Source organism: Bacillus sp. FSL K6-0069, assembly GCF_038007785.1.
In the GTDB taxonomy this organism is placed as follows: Bacteria; Bacillota; Bacilli; order Bacillales; family Bacillaceae_G; genus Bacillus_A; species Bacillus_A mobilis.
Window position 1 is genome coordinate 2,521,495 of record NZ_JBBOXN010000001.1, and the last position, 16,472, is coordinate 2,537,966.

At 32.2% G+C, this 16,472-nt stretch carries 16 protein-coding genes, 2 pseudogenes and 1 other annotated feature; of the genes and pseudogenes, 14 read left to right on the forward strand and 4 right to left on the reverse strand.

Annotated features, from left to right (window positions below; all coding sequences use genetic code 11):
- The first annotated feature begins 125 nt into the window (after positions 1-125).
- Positions 126-350, forward strand: a complete 225-nt coding sequence (locus tag MHB74_RS12820) for a hemolysin XhlA family protein (protein WP_061678532.1) — start codon at positions 126-128, stop codon at positions 348-350.
- 75 nt (positions 351-425) lie between these two features.
- Positions 426-823 (forward strand): annotated as a pseudogene (locus MHB74_RS12825) (phage holin family protein).
- A gap of 250 nt (positions 824-1,073) precedes the next feature.
- On the opposite strand, the gene splB reads toward MHB74_RS12825, so the two are convergent.
- The 3 genes from splB to MHB74_RS12840 all read right to left on the reverse strand — a co-directional run bounded on the left by splB (position 1,074) and on the right by MHB74_RS12840 (position 2,710).
- Entirely contained in the window at positions 1,074-2,102 is a 1,029-nt protein-coding gene (gene splB / locus MHB74_RS12830; RefSeq protein WP_061678533.1) for a spore photoproduct lyase, read from the reverse strand.
- Entirely contained in the window at positions 2,099-2,362 is a 264-nt protein-coding gene (locus MHB74_RS12835) for a transcriptional regulator SplA domain-containing protein (RefSeq protein ID WP_061678534.1), read from the reverse strand. The genes splB and MHB74_RS12835 overlap by 4 nt, the downstream gene beginning before the upstream one ends.
- A 174-nt stretch (positions 2,363-2,536) precedes the next feature.
- Complete coding sequence (locus MHB74_RS12840; RefSeq protein WP_000354585.1) at positions 2,537-2,710, reverse strand: hypothetical protein; 174 nt, start codon at positions 2,708-2,710, stop codon at positions 2,537-2,539.
- A gap of 273 nt (positions 2,711-2,983) precedes the next feature.
- Here MHB74_RS12840 and MHB74_RS12845 point away from each other — a divergent pair.
- A pseudogene (locus MHB74_RS12845) lies at positions 2,984-3,085 on the forward strand (carboxymuconolactone decarboxylase family protein); the annotation flags it as partial.
- Positions 3,086-3,431: 346 nt separating this feature from the next.
- On the opposite strand, the gene MHB74_RS12850 reads toward MHB74_RS12845, so the two are convergent.
- On the reverse strand, positions 3,432-4,313 hold the full coding sequence (locus tag MHB74_RS12850; protein WP_061678535.1) for a serine/threonine protein kinase: 882 nt from the start codon (positions 4,311-4,313) through the stop codon (positions 3,432-3,434).
- Between the two features lie 127 nt (positions 4,314-4,440).
- On the opposite strand from MHB74_RS12850, the gene MHB74_RS12855 reads away from it, so the two are divergent.
- The 11 genes from MHB74_RS12855 to MHB74_RS12905 all read left to right on the forward strand — a co-directional run bounded on the left by MHB74_RS12855 (position 4,441) and on the right by MHB74_RS12905 (position 16,467).
- On the forward strand, positions 4,441-4,950 hold the full coding sequence (locus tag MHB74_RS12855; RefSeq protein WP_061678536.1) for a GrpB family protein: 510 nt from the start codon (positions 4,441-4,443) through the stop codon (positions 4,948-4,950).
- Positions 4,951-5,067: 117 nt separating this feature from the next.
- Entirely contained in the window at positions 5,068-5,598 is a 531-nt protein-coding gene (locus tag MHB74_RS12860) for a hypothetical protein (protein WP_061678537.1), read from the forward strand.
- Between the two features lie 12 nt (positions 5,599-5,610).
- Positions 5,611-6,285: a response regulator transcription factor gene (locus MHB74_RS12865; RefSeq protein WP_046959548.1), complete on the forward strand. Its 675-nt coding sequence runs from the start codon at positions 5,611-5,613 to the stop codon at positions 6,283-6,285.
- Positions 6,282-7,700, forward strand: coding sequence for a HAMP domain-containing sensor histidine kinase (locus MHB74_RS12870; RefSeq protein WP_061678538.1), 1,419 nt, complete (start codon positions 6,282-6,284; stop codon positions 7,698-7,700). The genes MHB74_RS12865 and MHB74_RS12870 overlap by 4 nt, the downstream gene beginning before the upstream one ends.
- 104 nt (positions 7,701-7,804) lie before the next feature.
- Entirely contained in the window at positions 7,805-8,791 is a 987-nt protein-coding gene (locus MHB74_RS12875) for a zinc-binding dehydrogenase (RefSeq protein ID WP_061678539.1), read from the forward strand.
- Positions 8,792-9,039: 248 nt separating this feature from the next.
- Positions 9,040-9,639, forward strand: coding sequence for an undecaprenyl-diphosphatase (locus MHB74_RS12880; protein ID WP_061678540.1), 600 nt, complete (start codon positions 9,040-9,042; stop codon positions 9,637-9,639).
- Between the two features lie 696 nt (positions 9,640-10,335).
- On the forward strand, positions 10,336-12,474 hold the full coding sequence (locus MHB74_RS12885) for a penicillin-binding protein (protein WP_061678541.1): 2,139 nt from the start codon (positions 10,336-10,338) through the stop codon (positions 12,472-12,474).
- Positions 12,475-12,651: 177 nt separating this feature from the next.
- Positions 12,652-12,910: a binding site (T-box leader), on the forward strand.
- A 65-nt stretch (positions 12,911-12,975) separates the two neighbouring features.
- Complete coding sequence (locus MHB74_RS12890) at positions 12,976-14,214, forward strand: MFS transporter (RefSeq protein WP_061678542.1); 1,239 nt, start codon at positions 12,976-12,978, stop codon at positions 14,212-14,214.
- Between the two features lie 233 nt (positions 14,215-14,447).
- Positions 14,448-15,041 carry a GNAT family N-acetyltransferase gene (locus MHB74_RS12895; protein ID WP_061678543.1) on the forward strand — a complete coding sequence of 198 codons (594 nt, stop codon included), beginning with the start codon at positions 14,448-14,450 and terminating at the stop codon, positions 15,039-15,041.
- A gap of 126 nt (positions 15,042-15,167) precedes the next feature.
- A complete protein-coding gene (locus MHB74_RS12900; RefSeq protein ID WP_061679003.1) occupies positions 15,168-15,800 on the forward strand; it encodes a VanZ family protein in 633 nt (210 codons plus the stop codon).
- Positions 15,801-16,011: 211 nt separating this feature from the next.
- The gene (locus MHB74_RS12905) at positions 16,012-16,467 is read left to right on the forward strand and encodes a DUF1453 family protein (RefSeq protein ID WP_061679004.1); all 456 of its coding nucleotides are present in this window, start codon (positions 16,012-16,014) and stop codon (positions 16,465-16,467) included.
- Positions 16,468-16,472: the final 5 nt, after the last annotated feature.

The following is a 16,472-nucleotide window of genomic DNA, read 5'->3' on the forward strand; positions in this document are numbered from 1 at the left end:
AATCAGAGCAGCCGTAAGCTCTTTTTATTTTGTATGGAATTTCCTGCGATGAATTCACCATGAATAAGGTTGTCTCATATCATGTAAAGATTGATTTATTAAGATTACAAAAGGATGTGAACGTTTTGGAAGATGTTTATGTGAAAATTGATAGTTTAAAAGCAGAACAAAAAGAGATTATGCGAGATATACGTAACTTAGAAACTCGCACAACAATTAATGAGAAAGACATAGCAACAATTAATAAGCAATTAGAAAAAATTAGCACGAATACAACTTGGATTTTACGAATTATTATTAGCGCAATCACTATGTCGGTTTTGGGTTTAATATTAAAAGGGATGATTTAAAATATAAAAATAAAAGTACTTATTGAGAGAGGGACAAGCATCTCTCTTTTTTTATTATAAATAAGGAGTGAAAAGATGGATTGTATTGATGTATTACTGAAAGCATTTATAGTTTCATTCGGTGGCTTCTGCGGATACTTTTTGTGAGGATGGGATACAACGTTGAAAGTTCTTATTATTATGGCAGCAATTGACTATATTACCGGTGTATTTGCAGCAGAATTTAATGGAGAACTGAAAAGCAAAGTTGGTTTTAAAGGCATCGCCAAAAAGGTGGTGCTTTTTCTTTTGGTTGCAGCTGCTACCAAAGCGGATGCAATCATGGGAACAAATAGTACAATTCGTGAAGCAACGATTTTCTTTTTTATCGGAAATGAATTACTTTCACTGTTAGAAAATGCTGGTTGTATAGAATTCCTTTAGCATCAGCTTTAACTAATACGGTTGAAATATTAATCTGTTCTACAAAATAGTCCCTTCATTTAATATAGTAGATATTAAACTCTTTCTTATTAGATAAATTATGAATAGAGGATTTGTTCGAGAACTTTTATTCACTCCTTTATAATTTTCAATTTTTACAGTTATCAAACATAGAGAAAAGAAATTAGAAGGTTTAGGATTTGAATTTCTAATGCTTCTAAAGGGTATGTTGCATTAGCATCATATTTTAGAGTGAGTAATTTCTTAGAGTGGTGAAGAAAAGAATGTTGTGCATTCATTTTATGTAAAATATTCTAACTTTGCATTAGGAAAGAACTGTTTCATATAGGAATATAGATAATTCTTTATATCCTCTTCTTCTTCTTTTTGATAAATGTATTTTCCGATTCCATATTTCCCCCATTTATATCTTCTTTTATCTTCATCTAATTCTAATTTTGTCATCGGGTAGTTTTTTTCAATCACCCTCTTAGCTGGCTTTGTAAAACGATGTTGAATAAATTCAAATGTAATATCATCCCGAGCATCGAGAGGTAATTCAGCATTTAGGCGCTCAAACATGTGATAGTATCCATCTTGCCAGCCTTCATGAAGGTAAATAGGGGCTACAATGAAACCAAGAGGATAGCCTGCTCTAGCTACTTTTCCTGCTGCTTCAATTCGTTTCGCTAAGGGAGAAGTTCCTGGTTCAAAGTTTTTAATCACATAATCAGCGTTTACACTAAAGCGAAATCGTGTCTTTCCATTATGTTTAGCATCAAGTAAATGATCTACATGGTGGAATTTCGTAACAAACCTCAATTTACCATATTCCGATTCTCCAAAATGCTCGATGGCTCGTTTAAGAGTATGCGTTAAATAATCGATTCCTACAATATCTGAAGTACACGACGCTTCAAATCTTGTTAATTCAGGTGCACGCTCCTCCATATATTTGTCAGCAGCATCTAAAATTTCTTCAACATTTACATACGTGCGTATATATGGTTTACTTCCCATCGTTGTTTGTAAATAACAATAATGACAATGTCCCATACATCCTGTTGCAAAAGGAATCGCATACTCCGCTGAAGGTTTGGAAGTATCAAATTTCAGCGTTTTTCTAACACCAACAACAAGTGTAGATTTTGCTACTCGATATTTTTGAAAATCGTTATCGCCTGGCAAATCTCTCACTTGATTATGCGAAGTAGTATGACGAATTTCAACATCCATCTTTGAAAACTTCTCAAAAAGCTCTCTACCCAAAGGATAATCTAATGCTTTAGGTTCAAAATATACAAGCTTAGGCATAAATGGTTTATTCATTCCAACAGCCCCTCTGAAATATCACCATAATAGTAAGTGTACGCTCGGTTAGCCTCATCTTCTGTAGCATATACAGCCATTTCATTTGTTAGTGGATAATACGTTTCATAAAGAAATAGTGCCAATTCATTAGGTCTTTCAGGATTATTTACAACTGCTGCAGCTTGTATGTTAGCTACGTCTTGAGTATGAGGATTTCGGTAAAAAATATAGACAATGTCACCAGCATGATATGTTTTACTTTCAGAAGAAAATTCCATTTTATCACCTTTTCATTTTGTATAATTCAATGTACAAAGTTTTATTTTCTAATCTTCCTGTAGTGTAACCATATGATTTTATTAATAAGATTACGTCATACAAATACAATTTCAAATATGCATAATAATTGCACTGCCAAAAAGGCAAGCATATATTAATGCTTGCCTTTCGTTCTAACGACGATGTTCAACAAGATCAATTACACCTAAAACAACGTGAGCTAAACCAAAACCAAATACTGTATTTGCAATCATTTTATTAGTTCCACGAGTTTGTTTAAGAGCATAACCTGCTGCTGTCACTGCTGTACCTAGAGCTGTTGGAATTAATCCTTCACGAATGTCCACAGTGATGCCTCCTTGTATCGTAGTTAGTAATAAATTTGTCTCAATCCTTTGAAGTAAAGCATTGGAACAAGTATTAGTATTTTTCTTTTTAGTAAAATTATGTGGAGTTTTTATGAATAAGTATTTCGGATTCATTACGGCAATAGAGATTGAAGAAAAATATAATTCAAAATTTTTAAACCTCTTTTCTGTTACCGATTTAGAGTAATCAAACCTGTTTAGGCCCATACTAATCTGTGTTTAATACATGATAGATGTGGAGTTGAAAATAAAATGGAACATAAAGGTAGAAATTCAACAGAAGATGCATTACTTCAGTACAAATATGGTTTGGGAGTATTTACTGAGAAGATGCCGAAAATTACTGAAGTCTATATAATATTATATCCTTTTAATAAATAAAAGTATTATATTCAATATATACATAGGCATTTTTATAAAATTACTTAGTGTTACGAAATACAGAGAATAGAGACCGGGGATATAACGGCATAGCATGTTGGATTTATAAGGTTTAGTATTAGAAGAAATAAAAAAGTGCTAACAAGTTTGTAAAGGAACTTGCTAACACTTATACAAAATAGACATAAATTATCGTTGAAATGTCATTTAAAAAAATAGACTTAATCAAGTAGACAGTACTAATATACAATATTTATGAAAGTATCTATGTTATACATGATAATAGTATACACTATATATTTTTTTGAAAAATATAGGTTTATATCTTTTCAGTATTTGCTACGTTTAACCATTCTTCATAAAATTCTTCAACTGATGCATATCGTTCCATACGGTTTTCACTTACAGCACGGAAAGCTATCTCATACAACTCCTTATTTGCTTCCCATTTTATAAAGGAACGATCTTTTTCACCACCTAAAAGAGCAAAAGCCATTGCCCCCATATTAAATACATTTGTTCTCGCATCAATCATAGCGTTTAGCTGAAATTCCTCAGGGGACATAAAACGCGAGGATCCCCATAGTCGTCCCATTGTATTTTCATAGGGTTTCTTATTGTATAAATCTATATCACAAATCAGCGTTTCATTTGTATGAAAATTATATAAAATACTACCGTCATAAAAATCTATTGCTACATAGTTTTTCTCTTCGACATATGTATGGAAAGAAAAAATTGAATTTAAGGATTGAATGCGTTCCATAACTGATAAATGCTTAAATTTATAAAATGGAGAGTTTGGATTTTTATATTTCTCAGGGGACGGAAAACTCCAATGCGAATGAAGACATTCACCATCAAACCAATCGAAAATTAAAACATATCCAGATTGAACGGGAAAATGCTCAATTAATTGTATAAGCGACTCGTGCTTTAATGTCTCATATAGGGAAACTGAATTTTTTAATCTATCAATAGCATCACTGGTTCTACCGTTATATGCAATTGTATTTGCTCCTGCATATTTAATAAATTTCTTATGCCCATCTTTTTCTACACCGAAAGATAGATTACCTGAATCTTGCTGGTCAAAAACCGCAAATACGGTTCCTAATTTCGTAAGCCAATCAAAATTATGATGTTCTTTTAATTGGAATGTTATTTGATTCAACTGAATTTCAACTGGATTAGCTTTCATAATATACCTCGCATTTATTATAATTAAGTTGTATATTTCAGTATTCGACATATTTTGTGAAAACCCTATGTTAATCACATGAAATTTTATAAATATAATAATAAACAATTATAAGGAGGTGGAAAAAGTGGAACAACAAATCGTAATTAAACCATATCAGAATGACTGGCATGAAGAGTATGTAATAGAAAAAGAGAAATTTATTTCTTTATTCGGAGGAGATTGTATTGCTATTGAACATATTGGAAGTACATCTGTAGAGGGATTAGGAGCGAAACCTCTAATAGATATGATGATTGGCGTAACGGATTTGCAAATTATCGAAAAGTGGATTGAAGCGCTAATAAAAATTGGATATGAATATGTTCCAAAAGAAACACCTAATTGGCGTTTTTTTAGAAAGGGAAAATGGAGAGCTGGTACCCATCATTTACATGTTTATATTTATAATAGTGAGGAGTGGAAGAATAACATTTTATTTCGTGATTTTCTTATAGAACATAAATGGGCACAAATTGAATATAGAGAATTAAAAGAGAAACTTGCAGCTACATATCCGTTTGATCGTGTTTCATATACAAGTGCAAAAGCGCCGTTTATTCAAAATATAATAAAATTAGCTAAAAGTGATCAATAGAAAATTCAAGTGATCTTTAAATTCTCATTTTATTTTAATCTTTCTCTCATGTTCCTTTCTTTTTAATTTGATATTCTGCTTGTTACAGAAGGTTTATAAGGAAGGAGCTTGAATGAATTGGAGAAGCTACTAAGAAATAAATATTTTCATTTGTATGTTAAAATTATAGGCATTACTATTATTTTTTGTAGTATAGCATTGTTATTTATTAATGTAATATACGGCAACGCATTAAATATGAAATGGTTAAATAAGAAATTAGGTTCTTTCGGTGAATACGGCGCAATTTTAGCTGCATCGTTATGGATTTTACGTCATATATGGTTATTTTTAAAAAAGAAAAATATAATTGGGTTTAAATTGATAAAGGATGTATACCTTTTTATTAAAAAGTTTCATGTGTTAATTGGATATACTGTATTAGCTGTATCAATTACTCACGGCATTTATTTCTTATTAAAAGGAAGTCGGCATTTGCTTATATTTTATAGTGGTATATTCTCTCTTTTCATTTTAATCATACTAGGAATCGTTGGATTTTTCTTACAGAAACATAATAAAAAAACAAACTTGATATTGTATAGAAAAGCACATCAAATCATTGCAATTATATTTGGGATAGGATTACTCATTCATTTAACTGTATAGGAGGAATTACTGTTGCAACACATATTAATTATTGAGGATGAGGAAAGTTTAGCTGATTTTTTAGAATTAGAATTAAAGTATGAAGGATATAAGGTAGACATTCAGTTTGATGGAAGGAAGGGATTAGAGGCCGCACTTGAAATAAATTATGATCTTATTTTACTTGATTTAATGCTGCCTGGGTTAAATGGACTAGAAGTGTGTCGTAGATTAAGGGCAACTAAAAATACACCTATTATTATGTTGACTGCACGCGATAGTATTATGGACCGCGTGACAGGATTAGATAGCGGAGCCGATGATTATCTTCCGAAACCATTTGCAATTGAAGAGCTGTTAGCGCGAATGAGAGTTATATTTAGACGAGAAGAACATATAGAAAATAAACATGTTTCATCTCTTACATTCAAAGATTTACAGCTTCAGATTGAATCGCGAACGATTACGAAAGGAAATGAAGAAATCGAACTAACAAATAAAGAATTTGAACTATTACTGATGTTTATGAAAAATATTAATAGAGTACTTACTCGTGATGTTTTATTGGATCAAGTATGGGGATATGACGCGATGGTTGAGACAAATATCGTTGATGTATACGTTCGTTATTTACGTAACAAGTTACATAGTGTGGATAAGGAGGAATATATCCAAACGGTCCGCGGTGCTGGATATATAATGAAATGATTAAAAATATTGTGCATCGAATTCGAAATCTACCTATAAAGTGGAAACTAACACTTTGGTCGACGACTCTAGTATTTATTTTATTCATTTTATATAGTGCTCTGCAGTTTATTGTAATAAATAAGTGGACTATAGACTATGAACAGAAACAAATAAATAGACAAGTGACAGAAATAGCGGCCTATTTCCAAGATAAAAATGATACCCTTTCAAGTAAAACGTTTGAAAACAGTAAAGATTTCTTAAACAATATGATTGATAAACATCAAATGATTCGTATTATCGGTATGGACGGGAAAACAATTGTTACAGTTTCTCGAGAGTTTAATGAAGCGTGGATAAAACCAAAACAAGTTACACAAGAGGAATTATTTATAAAAAGACATGTAGAAGATCGCATATTAGTTCAGCGTATACCAATTCAAACAAAAGAGTTCACTGGTACTATTGAACTTACGAAAAACTTAGAGGCTTTCGATCATTTATTAAAAATTATTTTAGTGGTAATGGTTATTGCCGGAATATGTGGATTAATCTTTAGTTTTTTAGGTGGGCTACTAATAACGAAAAAACTATTATCAAGCGTTCAAAATATAACGGATACGATGAAACGTATTAAGAAAAATGGATTAAATGAACGAGTTCCAGTACGTGAAAATAATGATGAACTTGCAAAATTATCGTTTCTTTTTAACGAAATGATGGATGAGGTAGAAACTTCTTTTACACAACAGAAACAGTTTGTAGAAGACGCATCCCATGAATTGAGAACACCACTAACAATTATTCAAGGACACTTGTCCATGTTAAATCGGTGGGGGAAAAATGATCCAGCAGTTTTAGATAAATCGCTTCAATCCAGTTTAAAGGAAGTTGATCGTTTAAATAAGTTAGTTTTAGAATTGCTAGAACTATCAAGAGCTGAATCAGAACAGATGCATCCAATCGCAGCTGATCCAGTCCATGTAAATAGCATATTAAAACAAGTTACACAAAACTTTGGCGTACTTCAAACTGAATTTCAATTTGATATGAAACTAGGTGGAGATGCGGCATATGTCTCAATACCTTCATCTTACTTAGAACAAATTATTATTATCGTAATGGATAACGCAGTGAAATATACAAAAGAAGTTAATAAATATATTTGTATTGAATCTAGTGTACAATCAGGGAAAGTTAAAATTCGTATTATAGATCGTGGAGCGGGAATACCCGAAGCTGATTTACCTTTTGTTCTTAACCGCTTTTATCGTGTGGATAAAGCAAGAAGTCGAAAACAGGGTGGAAATGGTCTAGGTTTGTCTATTGCAAAACGACTTATAGAGAAATACAACGGAACGATACAAATAGAGAGCAAAGAAGGCGATGGAACAATCGTTACGATTACACTGCCTACCGTTTCACTTAAATAATTCGGAAAGAAGGGATGTTTTGTGCATTCCTTCTTTTTTATGGTCAAATTATTTTGTTTATCCCGAACTTTCTAGTACATTAGAATCATTAAGGGGGAATAATAATGAAAGCTATCGTACAACAATATAAACCTGGATTTGAAGGGGTAGAATATAAAGTATTACCAGAGATAACACCCAATGCTGGAGAAGTGAAAGTGAAATTAAAATCAGCCGGCTTAAATCATCGTGACTTATTTATAATGAATAATAGAAAAGAAATGCAATTACCGTTAGTTCTAGGATCAGATGGTGCAGGTATTGTTACGGAAATTGGAGAAGGGGTTTCAGGTGCTTTATTGCAAACCGAGGTTATTATTAATCCTAGTATTGGATGGGATAATATTGCTGAAATACCTGAGTTACCAGAGGTGTTAGGTGGACCGAAAGATGGAACGTTTGCAGAATATGTTATTGTGCCAGCTGAAAATGTAGTGACAAAACCGTCATATCTTACTTGGGAAGAGTCTGGGGTTCTATCTTTATCGGCACTAACTGCATATAGAGCACTTTTTACAAAGGGTAGATTAAAGTGCGGAGAACATGTTTTAATTCCGGGGATAGGCGGTGGTGTAGCGACATTTTCCATGTTATTTGCAAAAGCAATTGGTGCAAAAGTAAGTGTTACTTCAAGAGTAGAGAGTAAAAGAAAGTTTGCCGAAACATACGGCGCAGACTTTTCTTTTAATAGTTCTGGAAATTGGGAAGAGAGTTTAAACGGAAAGAAAGTAGATTTAATAATTGATAGTATAGGTCCAGCAACATTTTTAAAATATTTTGATGTATTAAAACCAAATGGGAGAATTGTTAATTTCGGCGCAAGCTCAGGAGATAAAATTGAATTACCATTACGAGCATTATTTTATAATCAAATCGATATAATGGGAACATCTATGGGTAGCCGTGAGGAATTTCATGAAATGGTTATGTTTATAGAGAAACATAAAATTAAACCAATTATTGATAAAGTATATTCGTTAGAAGAAGCCATTCAGGCGTTAAACCGTATGGAACAAGGAGAACAATTTGGTAATATCGCACTTCGTATGTAATAAAATATGATTTCGCAACTAGTATATTTAAATAGCTATGTTATGTATTCTACACATAAAAAGCGTATGATTCGTATTGTTTTAAAGGTTTTTCAGCTTTATACATAATTAGCCGATATAATTAGTCTTACTTTTGTCAAATGAGTACTAGTAAAATGAGAATTTGATGAGAAAAGTTTAAGCCCATTTTCATATTGATGTTGTATACTGTGTAAATTAAGAACGCTTTTATGTAAGGAGAGAGTATTATGAATTACACAGTATTTCAATGGTTTAATAATTTTGCTGGATCGTCCAAACTATTAGATACGCTAATGATCGCTATTACAAATAGTGCTGTATATGTAGCAATTTTGTTTATGTTTATCTTATGGTTTAATAATGGAAAGAAAGTCAATGCAATTAAAAAACAATACACAGTGTTATATACGACACTTTCAGTCATTATCGCATTACTAGTAAATGTTGTGATACATGCGGTATATTACCATCCACGTCCGTTTGTATCACATGATGTACATCAATTAGTGCCACATGCAGCAGACTCATCATTTGTAAGTGATCATTCTGTACTTGTATTTTCTATTGCATTTGTATTTTTACTTAGAGGAGAAAAACTTAAATATGTCGCTCTTATTTGGGCAGTATTAGTTGGTGTTTCACGTATGTACGTAGGAGTTCATTATCCTCTAGATATACTTGGCGCTGCTTTCTTAACATTTATTACGAGCGGTTTAGTAGTGCAAAGTCCACGTATGTTTGAACCGATAGCGAAATTTGTATTTAAAATGTACGCATTAGTAGCGAAACGAATTCCTTTTTTAGCGAAATATAATCATATAGCTTAATTCTTATAAATAACTATTTGTAAGTTTGTTTAAAAGTTCTCCTTTGGAAATCCAGAGGGGAACTTTTTTATTGTGCACAAGAAAAGGATATATATGCATTAAAAGAGTTGCGAAAGTACAACTGAGTTAGTACCTAGTGAACTACTCACCACTTAGCAAAGCTTGAAGTGGGAGCTTCTCAGTTCCACGACGAAAGCAACCTTTCGTCTCCCTGAGCGTTCCATCCCTAGATGACCAACGCTTGGATGTTCTCTTTTTACGGTTGATATTTTACGCAGGAACCGAATGGCTTGGTTTTCGCACTCTATTTTCTTCCTGCAACCTTCTATATCAAGTTATCAAAGAACCTCATATAGCTACTTTACCGAAATTTTTTGACTACTATCAAACCGAAATTCATCTCCCACCTATCGTTGGGCTACGCCCTTCACACGTTTGAGGAAGGAGAATTTTTTCGGGAAATTCGTTAAATTTGTAGCTTATTATAAATTAACTATTTAATGACGGAATATTCGTAAATTTCACGCACCGTAATATGAATACAAAAATAAAATAAAAAACAGAAACAATAGCTACTTTCAGTACGATTTAAAGGAATTAAAAGGAAAAGTTCGAAAGTTATAATATTGAAAGCAAAAACTACATAATTTCTAGCACACTATCGCAGTAATTATTTGTGAAAGAAAGGGGATAAATATGCATAAACTTCAAACGAATAAAGGCGCGCGGTATTTTATGGTTGCTTTTATTGTTTTATTTCTTATTATGCTTTTGCGTTTTTTCTATATTCAGGCAGTAGGTGTTGTGCATAATGTAGACGTAAAGGATCTAGCAAATGAACAACATAATAAAAATGGTATTTTGGAAGCGAATCGCGGCACAATATATGATCAAGCTGGAAAAGTGCTAGTCCAAGATTCCACAACGTATCGTGTTGTTGTGAATTTGAAAGGTACAGATAAGGTGAACAATAAAGAGGAAACCGCAGAGCGATTAGCTAATGCACTTGAAATTGATAAAGAGGATGTATTAAAAAATTTTCATGAGGGACGTACGCAAGTTGAAATTGGAAAAGTTGGCCGGAATTTATCTAGAGAAGTAAAGGAACAAATAAAGCAATTGAAAATCCCAGGTGTATCCTTTATGACAGAGAAAGCAAGAGTATATCCAAATGAAGATTTTGCATCCTATATACTTGGTTTTGCTAGACCTGATAATAAAGGAAATACAGAAGGGAAATTTGGGCTTGAAAAGAGTCTGGATAAATATTTGCGCTCGACAAATGGGAAAATAGAATATGTGGGAGCACCAAGAGGAATCCCGCTTACAAATGATATAGGAAAAATAGAACCAGCTAAAAATGGGAATAACGTATACCTTACGCTCGATAAACAAATTAATAGTTTTTTAGAAGAAGCGATGAATAAAGCACAAGGGCACTATGATCCTGCTATGCTAGTAGGAATCATAGCAGATCCAAAGACAGGGAAAGTTTTAGCAATGTCAAGTAAACCTAGTTTTAATCCTAATAAAGGCGATATCGAATATTTTTTAAATGATCCAATCGCAAATGCATATGAACCAGGTTCAACAATGAAAATATTTACGTTAGCTGCCGCAATTAATGAAGGTGTATATAACGGGAAAGAATATTTCCAATCAGGAAAATATTCAGTTGGTTCATCTGATATTAAAGATCATAACGGTGGATTTGGATGGGGATCTATTACATTTGATGAAGGATTTGAAAGATCATCAAACGTAGCTTTTTCTATTTTAGAAGATCAGTTATTAAAACCAAATAAATTTAAGCAATATATGAATAAATTTGGATTCAATCAAAAAACCGGAATAGATTTACCTGGTGAAAGTAAAAATACTTTACTATTAAATACACAAATTCAACAAGTCACAACTTCTTTCGGACAAGGTTCTACAGTAACTCCGATTCAATTAATCCAAGCAGCTACTGCTATAGCTAATGACGGGAAAATGATGCAACCATATATCGTTGACAAAGTTGTAAATCCAACAAACAAACAAGTTATTATGGAAAATCAACCGAAAGAAATTGGGAATCCGATAAAAAAAGAGACAGCGGACAAGGTAAGGAACTTAATGGAGCGTGTTATTACGTCTTCAAAAGGTACTGGTACAATGTATAAAGTGGATGGTTATCCAATAGGAGGTAAGACAGGAACAGCACAAATCCCGAATCCTGAAAATGGACGATATATGGAGGGGAAAGAAAATTATATTTTTTCATTTTTAGGTATGGCTCCGATTGATGACCCAGAGTTAATTGTATACTTAGCTATTAAGCAGCCAAAGTTAAAGGGAGATGAGTATGGAGCTCAGCCGCTTGCAGAAATATTTAAACCAGTTATGAAAAATAGCCTTGAATATTTAAAGGTGAAGCCATATACAGAAAAACAAATGGCAGATGCTACGCAAAAATCCCAATTAAAAGTGCAAAACTATGTTAATCAATCCATGGATACGGTAGAGAATAGTGTGAAAAAAGAAAAGCTTCAACCGATCATTTTAGGCGAAGGAAAAATAATAAAACAATATCCGCAGTCAGGTGAAGTAATGAGTGAAGGGGATCGTATATTTTTATTAGGAAACAACGCAAAAATGCCTAATTTACAAGGTTGGTCTATGCGTGATGTTATGTATTTCTCCAAGTTATTAAAATTAGATTTAAAAACTACTGGTACAGGCTACGTAACGAGTCAAAGCATTGAAAAGGGACAAGATATACAAGAAGGCGATGCACTAGAACTAAACTTAGAACCACCTTTACAACCGTTAGTAGAGGCAAATACAAATTAATTCGGACAAAGTGAAGGGTCTATATACAATAGGCTCTTTATTTTATAAATTAAAGTAATTTCACGCACCGTAATTTTTAGAAAAAATAATAAATAAGAGAATCAGTAGCGACACGTTATCGGATATCTGATTATTTTTTATTTACAGTTAAATTGATTTGTGATAATATGGAAAAAATCAAATGCAGTGAAGAGAAGAGTAAATAAAATGAATTTTTCACAGAGAGCTCCATTTAGCTGAAAAGGAGTAAAAATTCTTTATTGAACCAAGCCTCTGAGCAGCGCATCGGAACCTATTATTAGGGGATGGTGTGACGGGAGCTCCCGTTATAGAGCTATGGTATAAGCATGAATTACAATGCAGTACCTGATAAGGTTAATATGGCGACATATTAACAAACTAGGGTGGCACCGCGATGATAAATCTCGTCCCTAAGACTAAAAGTCTTGGGGGTGGGATTTTTTTATTTTTTTAAAACAATTTGGAAAGCGGGGGCCTAAAATGAAAAACTTACTTAAAGATTGGAAATATCCTTTATTACTACTGTCTGGCGTTGGTATTGCGAATTTAGGGGCGTGGATTTACTTAATAGCACTGAATGTACTCGTCTATAATATGGGGGGCTCAGCCCTAGCTGTTGCTACTTTATATGTAATTAAACCATTAGCCACCTTATTTACAAACGCTTGGTCAGGAAGTATGATTGATCGTTTAAATAAACGGAAGTTAATGATTCATCTCGATATATATCGTGCGGTATTTATCGCTATTTTACCTTTACTTCCATCACTTTGGATTGTTTATGTATTCGTATTCTTTATAAGTATGGCGAGTGCGATTTATGAGCCAACTGCTATGACGTATATGACGAAATTAGTACCAGTAGAGCAAAGACAACGTTTCAACTCATTACGTAGTTTAATAGGATCTGGTGCATCTTTAATTGGTCCAGCAATAGCGGGACTATTGTTAATAGCAAGTACGCCAGAGTTTGCTATATATATGAATGCTATAGCATTTCTCTTATCTGGAGTAATTACTTTGCTGTTACCTAATCTTGATAAAAAATCCGATATTCATACATCAAATGAGACGTTATCTTTAGCTGTACTAAAAAAAGATTGGAACATCGTTTTAAATTTCAGTAAAAAATCTTTTTATATCGTTTTTGTGTACTTCTTATTTCAAGGAATGATGGTATTAGCTGCCGCAAATGATTCACTTGAATTATCATTTGCGAAAGAGGTTTTATTGTTAACAGATAGTGAATATGGCTTTTTAGTTAGTATCGCTGGAGCTGGGTTTATTTTAGGAGCCATAACAAATACAATTTTATCAAAAAAATTAACACCTTCATTTTTAATTGGAATAGGATCACTATTCATCGCAATTGGTTATTTAATTTATGCTTTTTCAAATGAGTTTTTAATAGCTACTATTGGATTCTTTATTTTATCTTTCTCTATGGCATATGCAAATACAGGATTTTATACCTTTTATCAAAATAATATCCCTGTCCATATTATGGGACGGATTGGGAGTATATATGGGCTTGTGATTGCGGGCATCACCATTTTAATTACAATATTGTTCGGAGTTGCAACTCAATTTATTTCTATACAACTTGTGGTTATTGTAGGCTCATTAGTAATGCTACTTATTACTATCGTATTATGTGTGTTTACTTTATTACCTTCAAGATCCAAGGTATATCATACTGAAACAATAGATTCTAAATAATTTTAAGTGTCACTCTTTAATTAGTGTATGTAACTAGAGGATTCTTCCATCTATATATTGAATAATAATTAGGTGGAAGATTCTTAGTTGCATTATGATCAATACACAGCATGTAATTTTTAAAAGTGTAAAAGAATTACACTATGGATTAGAGTGTTCAAGTGGTATATATCCAAATTAACGATATAGGAATTAAAAAATTAATAAAAATATAGAGGGAGTTTTTAGATTACATGGATATTAAGATTAGAGCGTATAAAAAATCTGATGAAACAGGCTGGGTACGTTGTCGTGTGTTGTCTTTTTTAGATACAGCATATTACGATAACGTATTTAGAGAAAAAGAAAAATATGAAAATCCTGCTATTGAATTAGTAGCTCTATATGAAAATCAAATTGTGGGTTTAATAGATATTGAATATGAATTAGAAGAACGTACAGTTTGCTCAAGAGGGACTGGTCTTGGCGGCATGATTTGGCATATTGCAGTTCATCCGGATTTCCGTAGAATGAAGATTGCTAATCAACTATTAAATGAGGCAGAGAAGTTCGCGAAAGAACTTAACCTCAATCGATTAGAAGCATGGACTAGAGACAACCTATGGGTACATGGATGGTATGAAAAGAACGGTTTTGTAAATGTAGATTCATATTTACACATATACTCCGATCATACAGACGAGATAAAAGGTGTAATGAAAAGTAATATAGATCAGTTATATCCAGTTCAAACATTTGCTCATTATACGGGTGAAAATAAAGAAGAGATCAGAAAACAATTTAAACGAGTTCACGATTGTTTTTGTTTTGAAAAGTATTTTAACTAGAAAACCTTTATTTTATAAATAAAGGTTTTCTAGAATGAAATATAATTCTATACAAATAAACACGTAATTATTATATTATAAATTTATGAAAATTATAATATAACTATGAAGGGATGTGCTAATTGTTTGTATATGATCAATGGTAGTGTGTTTATCTTATTGGGGGTTATCTGTTATTTGCTTGTACGAATTGTTTCAATTGGAATGAAAAATAAAAAAGGTGTAAATTGGTGGAAAGAACTAATTAGTTTTCTGTTCGCAATTTATATTGGTATGGTTATTGCGGTAACTTTATTCCCCATACCAATTGGTTTTTCAACTAGTATTGAACATATTAGACTTTCAATTAATATTATCCCCTTTGTTTCAATTATTAAAGATATAGGGGAAATAGGAATTGCTTATGATGGTGATGTCCTATTTATGATTGGTATCATAGTAAGAAATGTAGGCGGGAATATTTTATTATTAATGCCTTTAGGATTTTTAGCACCAATTATATGGGATAAATTTAAAGAGCTTAAAAACACTATTTTATTAGGTTTGGTTATATCAATTAGTATCGAATTATTACAACTAATGGAGTCTTTATTTAGTAGATGGGGACGTATTACTGATATTGATGATGTGATCTGTAACGTTATAGGTTCTATTGTTGGATATTTTATTTATAAAATCACTTTAATGCTAGCAAGTAAATTTAATTTTCGAGTGTTAAATAAAACTAATCCTAAAGGTATGGAGTTAACTGAAAAATAAATGGCTTAAACAGGTATATGAAAATACGAATATAGATACTAAAGACGTACGAGTAAAAAGTACGTCTTTTTATTTTAAAAAATAATGCTTCAGACTGATGAGGAATCACATTCCATATTTTACAATTTAAAGTGGCTATCGCATTTTAAGTATGGAGTAAAAAGAGGTGAATATAATTTTATAGGTAAACAAGTATAAAGGGGGATACTAAATGGATATTTTACTTGTTATTCTTATTATCGTATTAATGCAAAGTAAGGAACGTAAAGTGAAAGTTAATCGTATTTGGCTCGTTCCGGCTTTGTTGTGCTTTGTAACAATCCAGTCCATTATTCATATGGGACAATTAACTATATTACAATTACTACTATTTGTTGCCATGCTCGGAATTGGATTGGTTCTTGGGTTTATTAGAGGAAAAGCTTTAACATTTCGAATAGATAGTGAAACGGGTCATGTATTACGAAAAGGAAATTGGTTAAGCACAATAATTCTTCTTATTATTTTAGGTGCGAAAATTGTAATTAAGCAAAGTATGTTTTCTGGCAGTACTCACAACACATTAATGGTTGTAATGAATGCCTTTTTATGCGTCACATTAGGTACAGTAATAAGTAGACGATATTATATTTGGAAAAAATATAATGAGTTAATACAAAAAGTGTAAATACA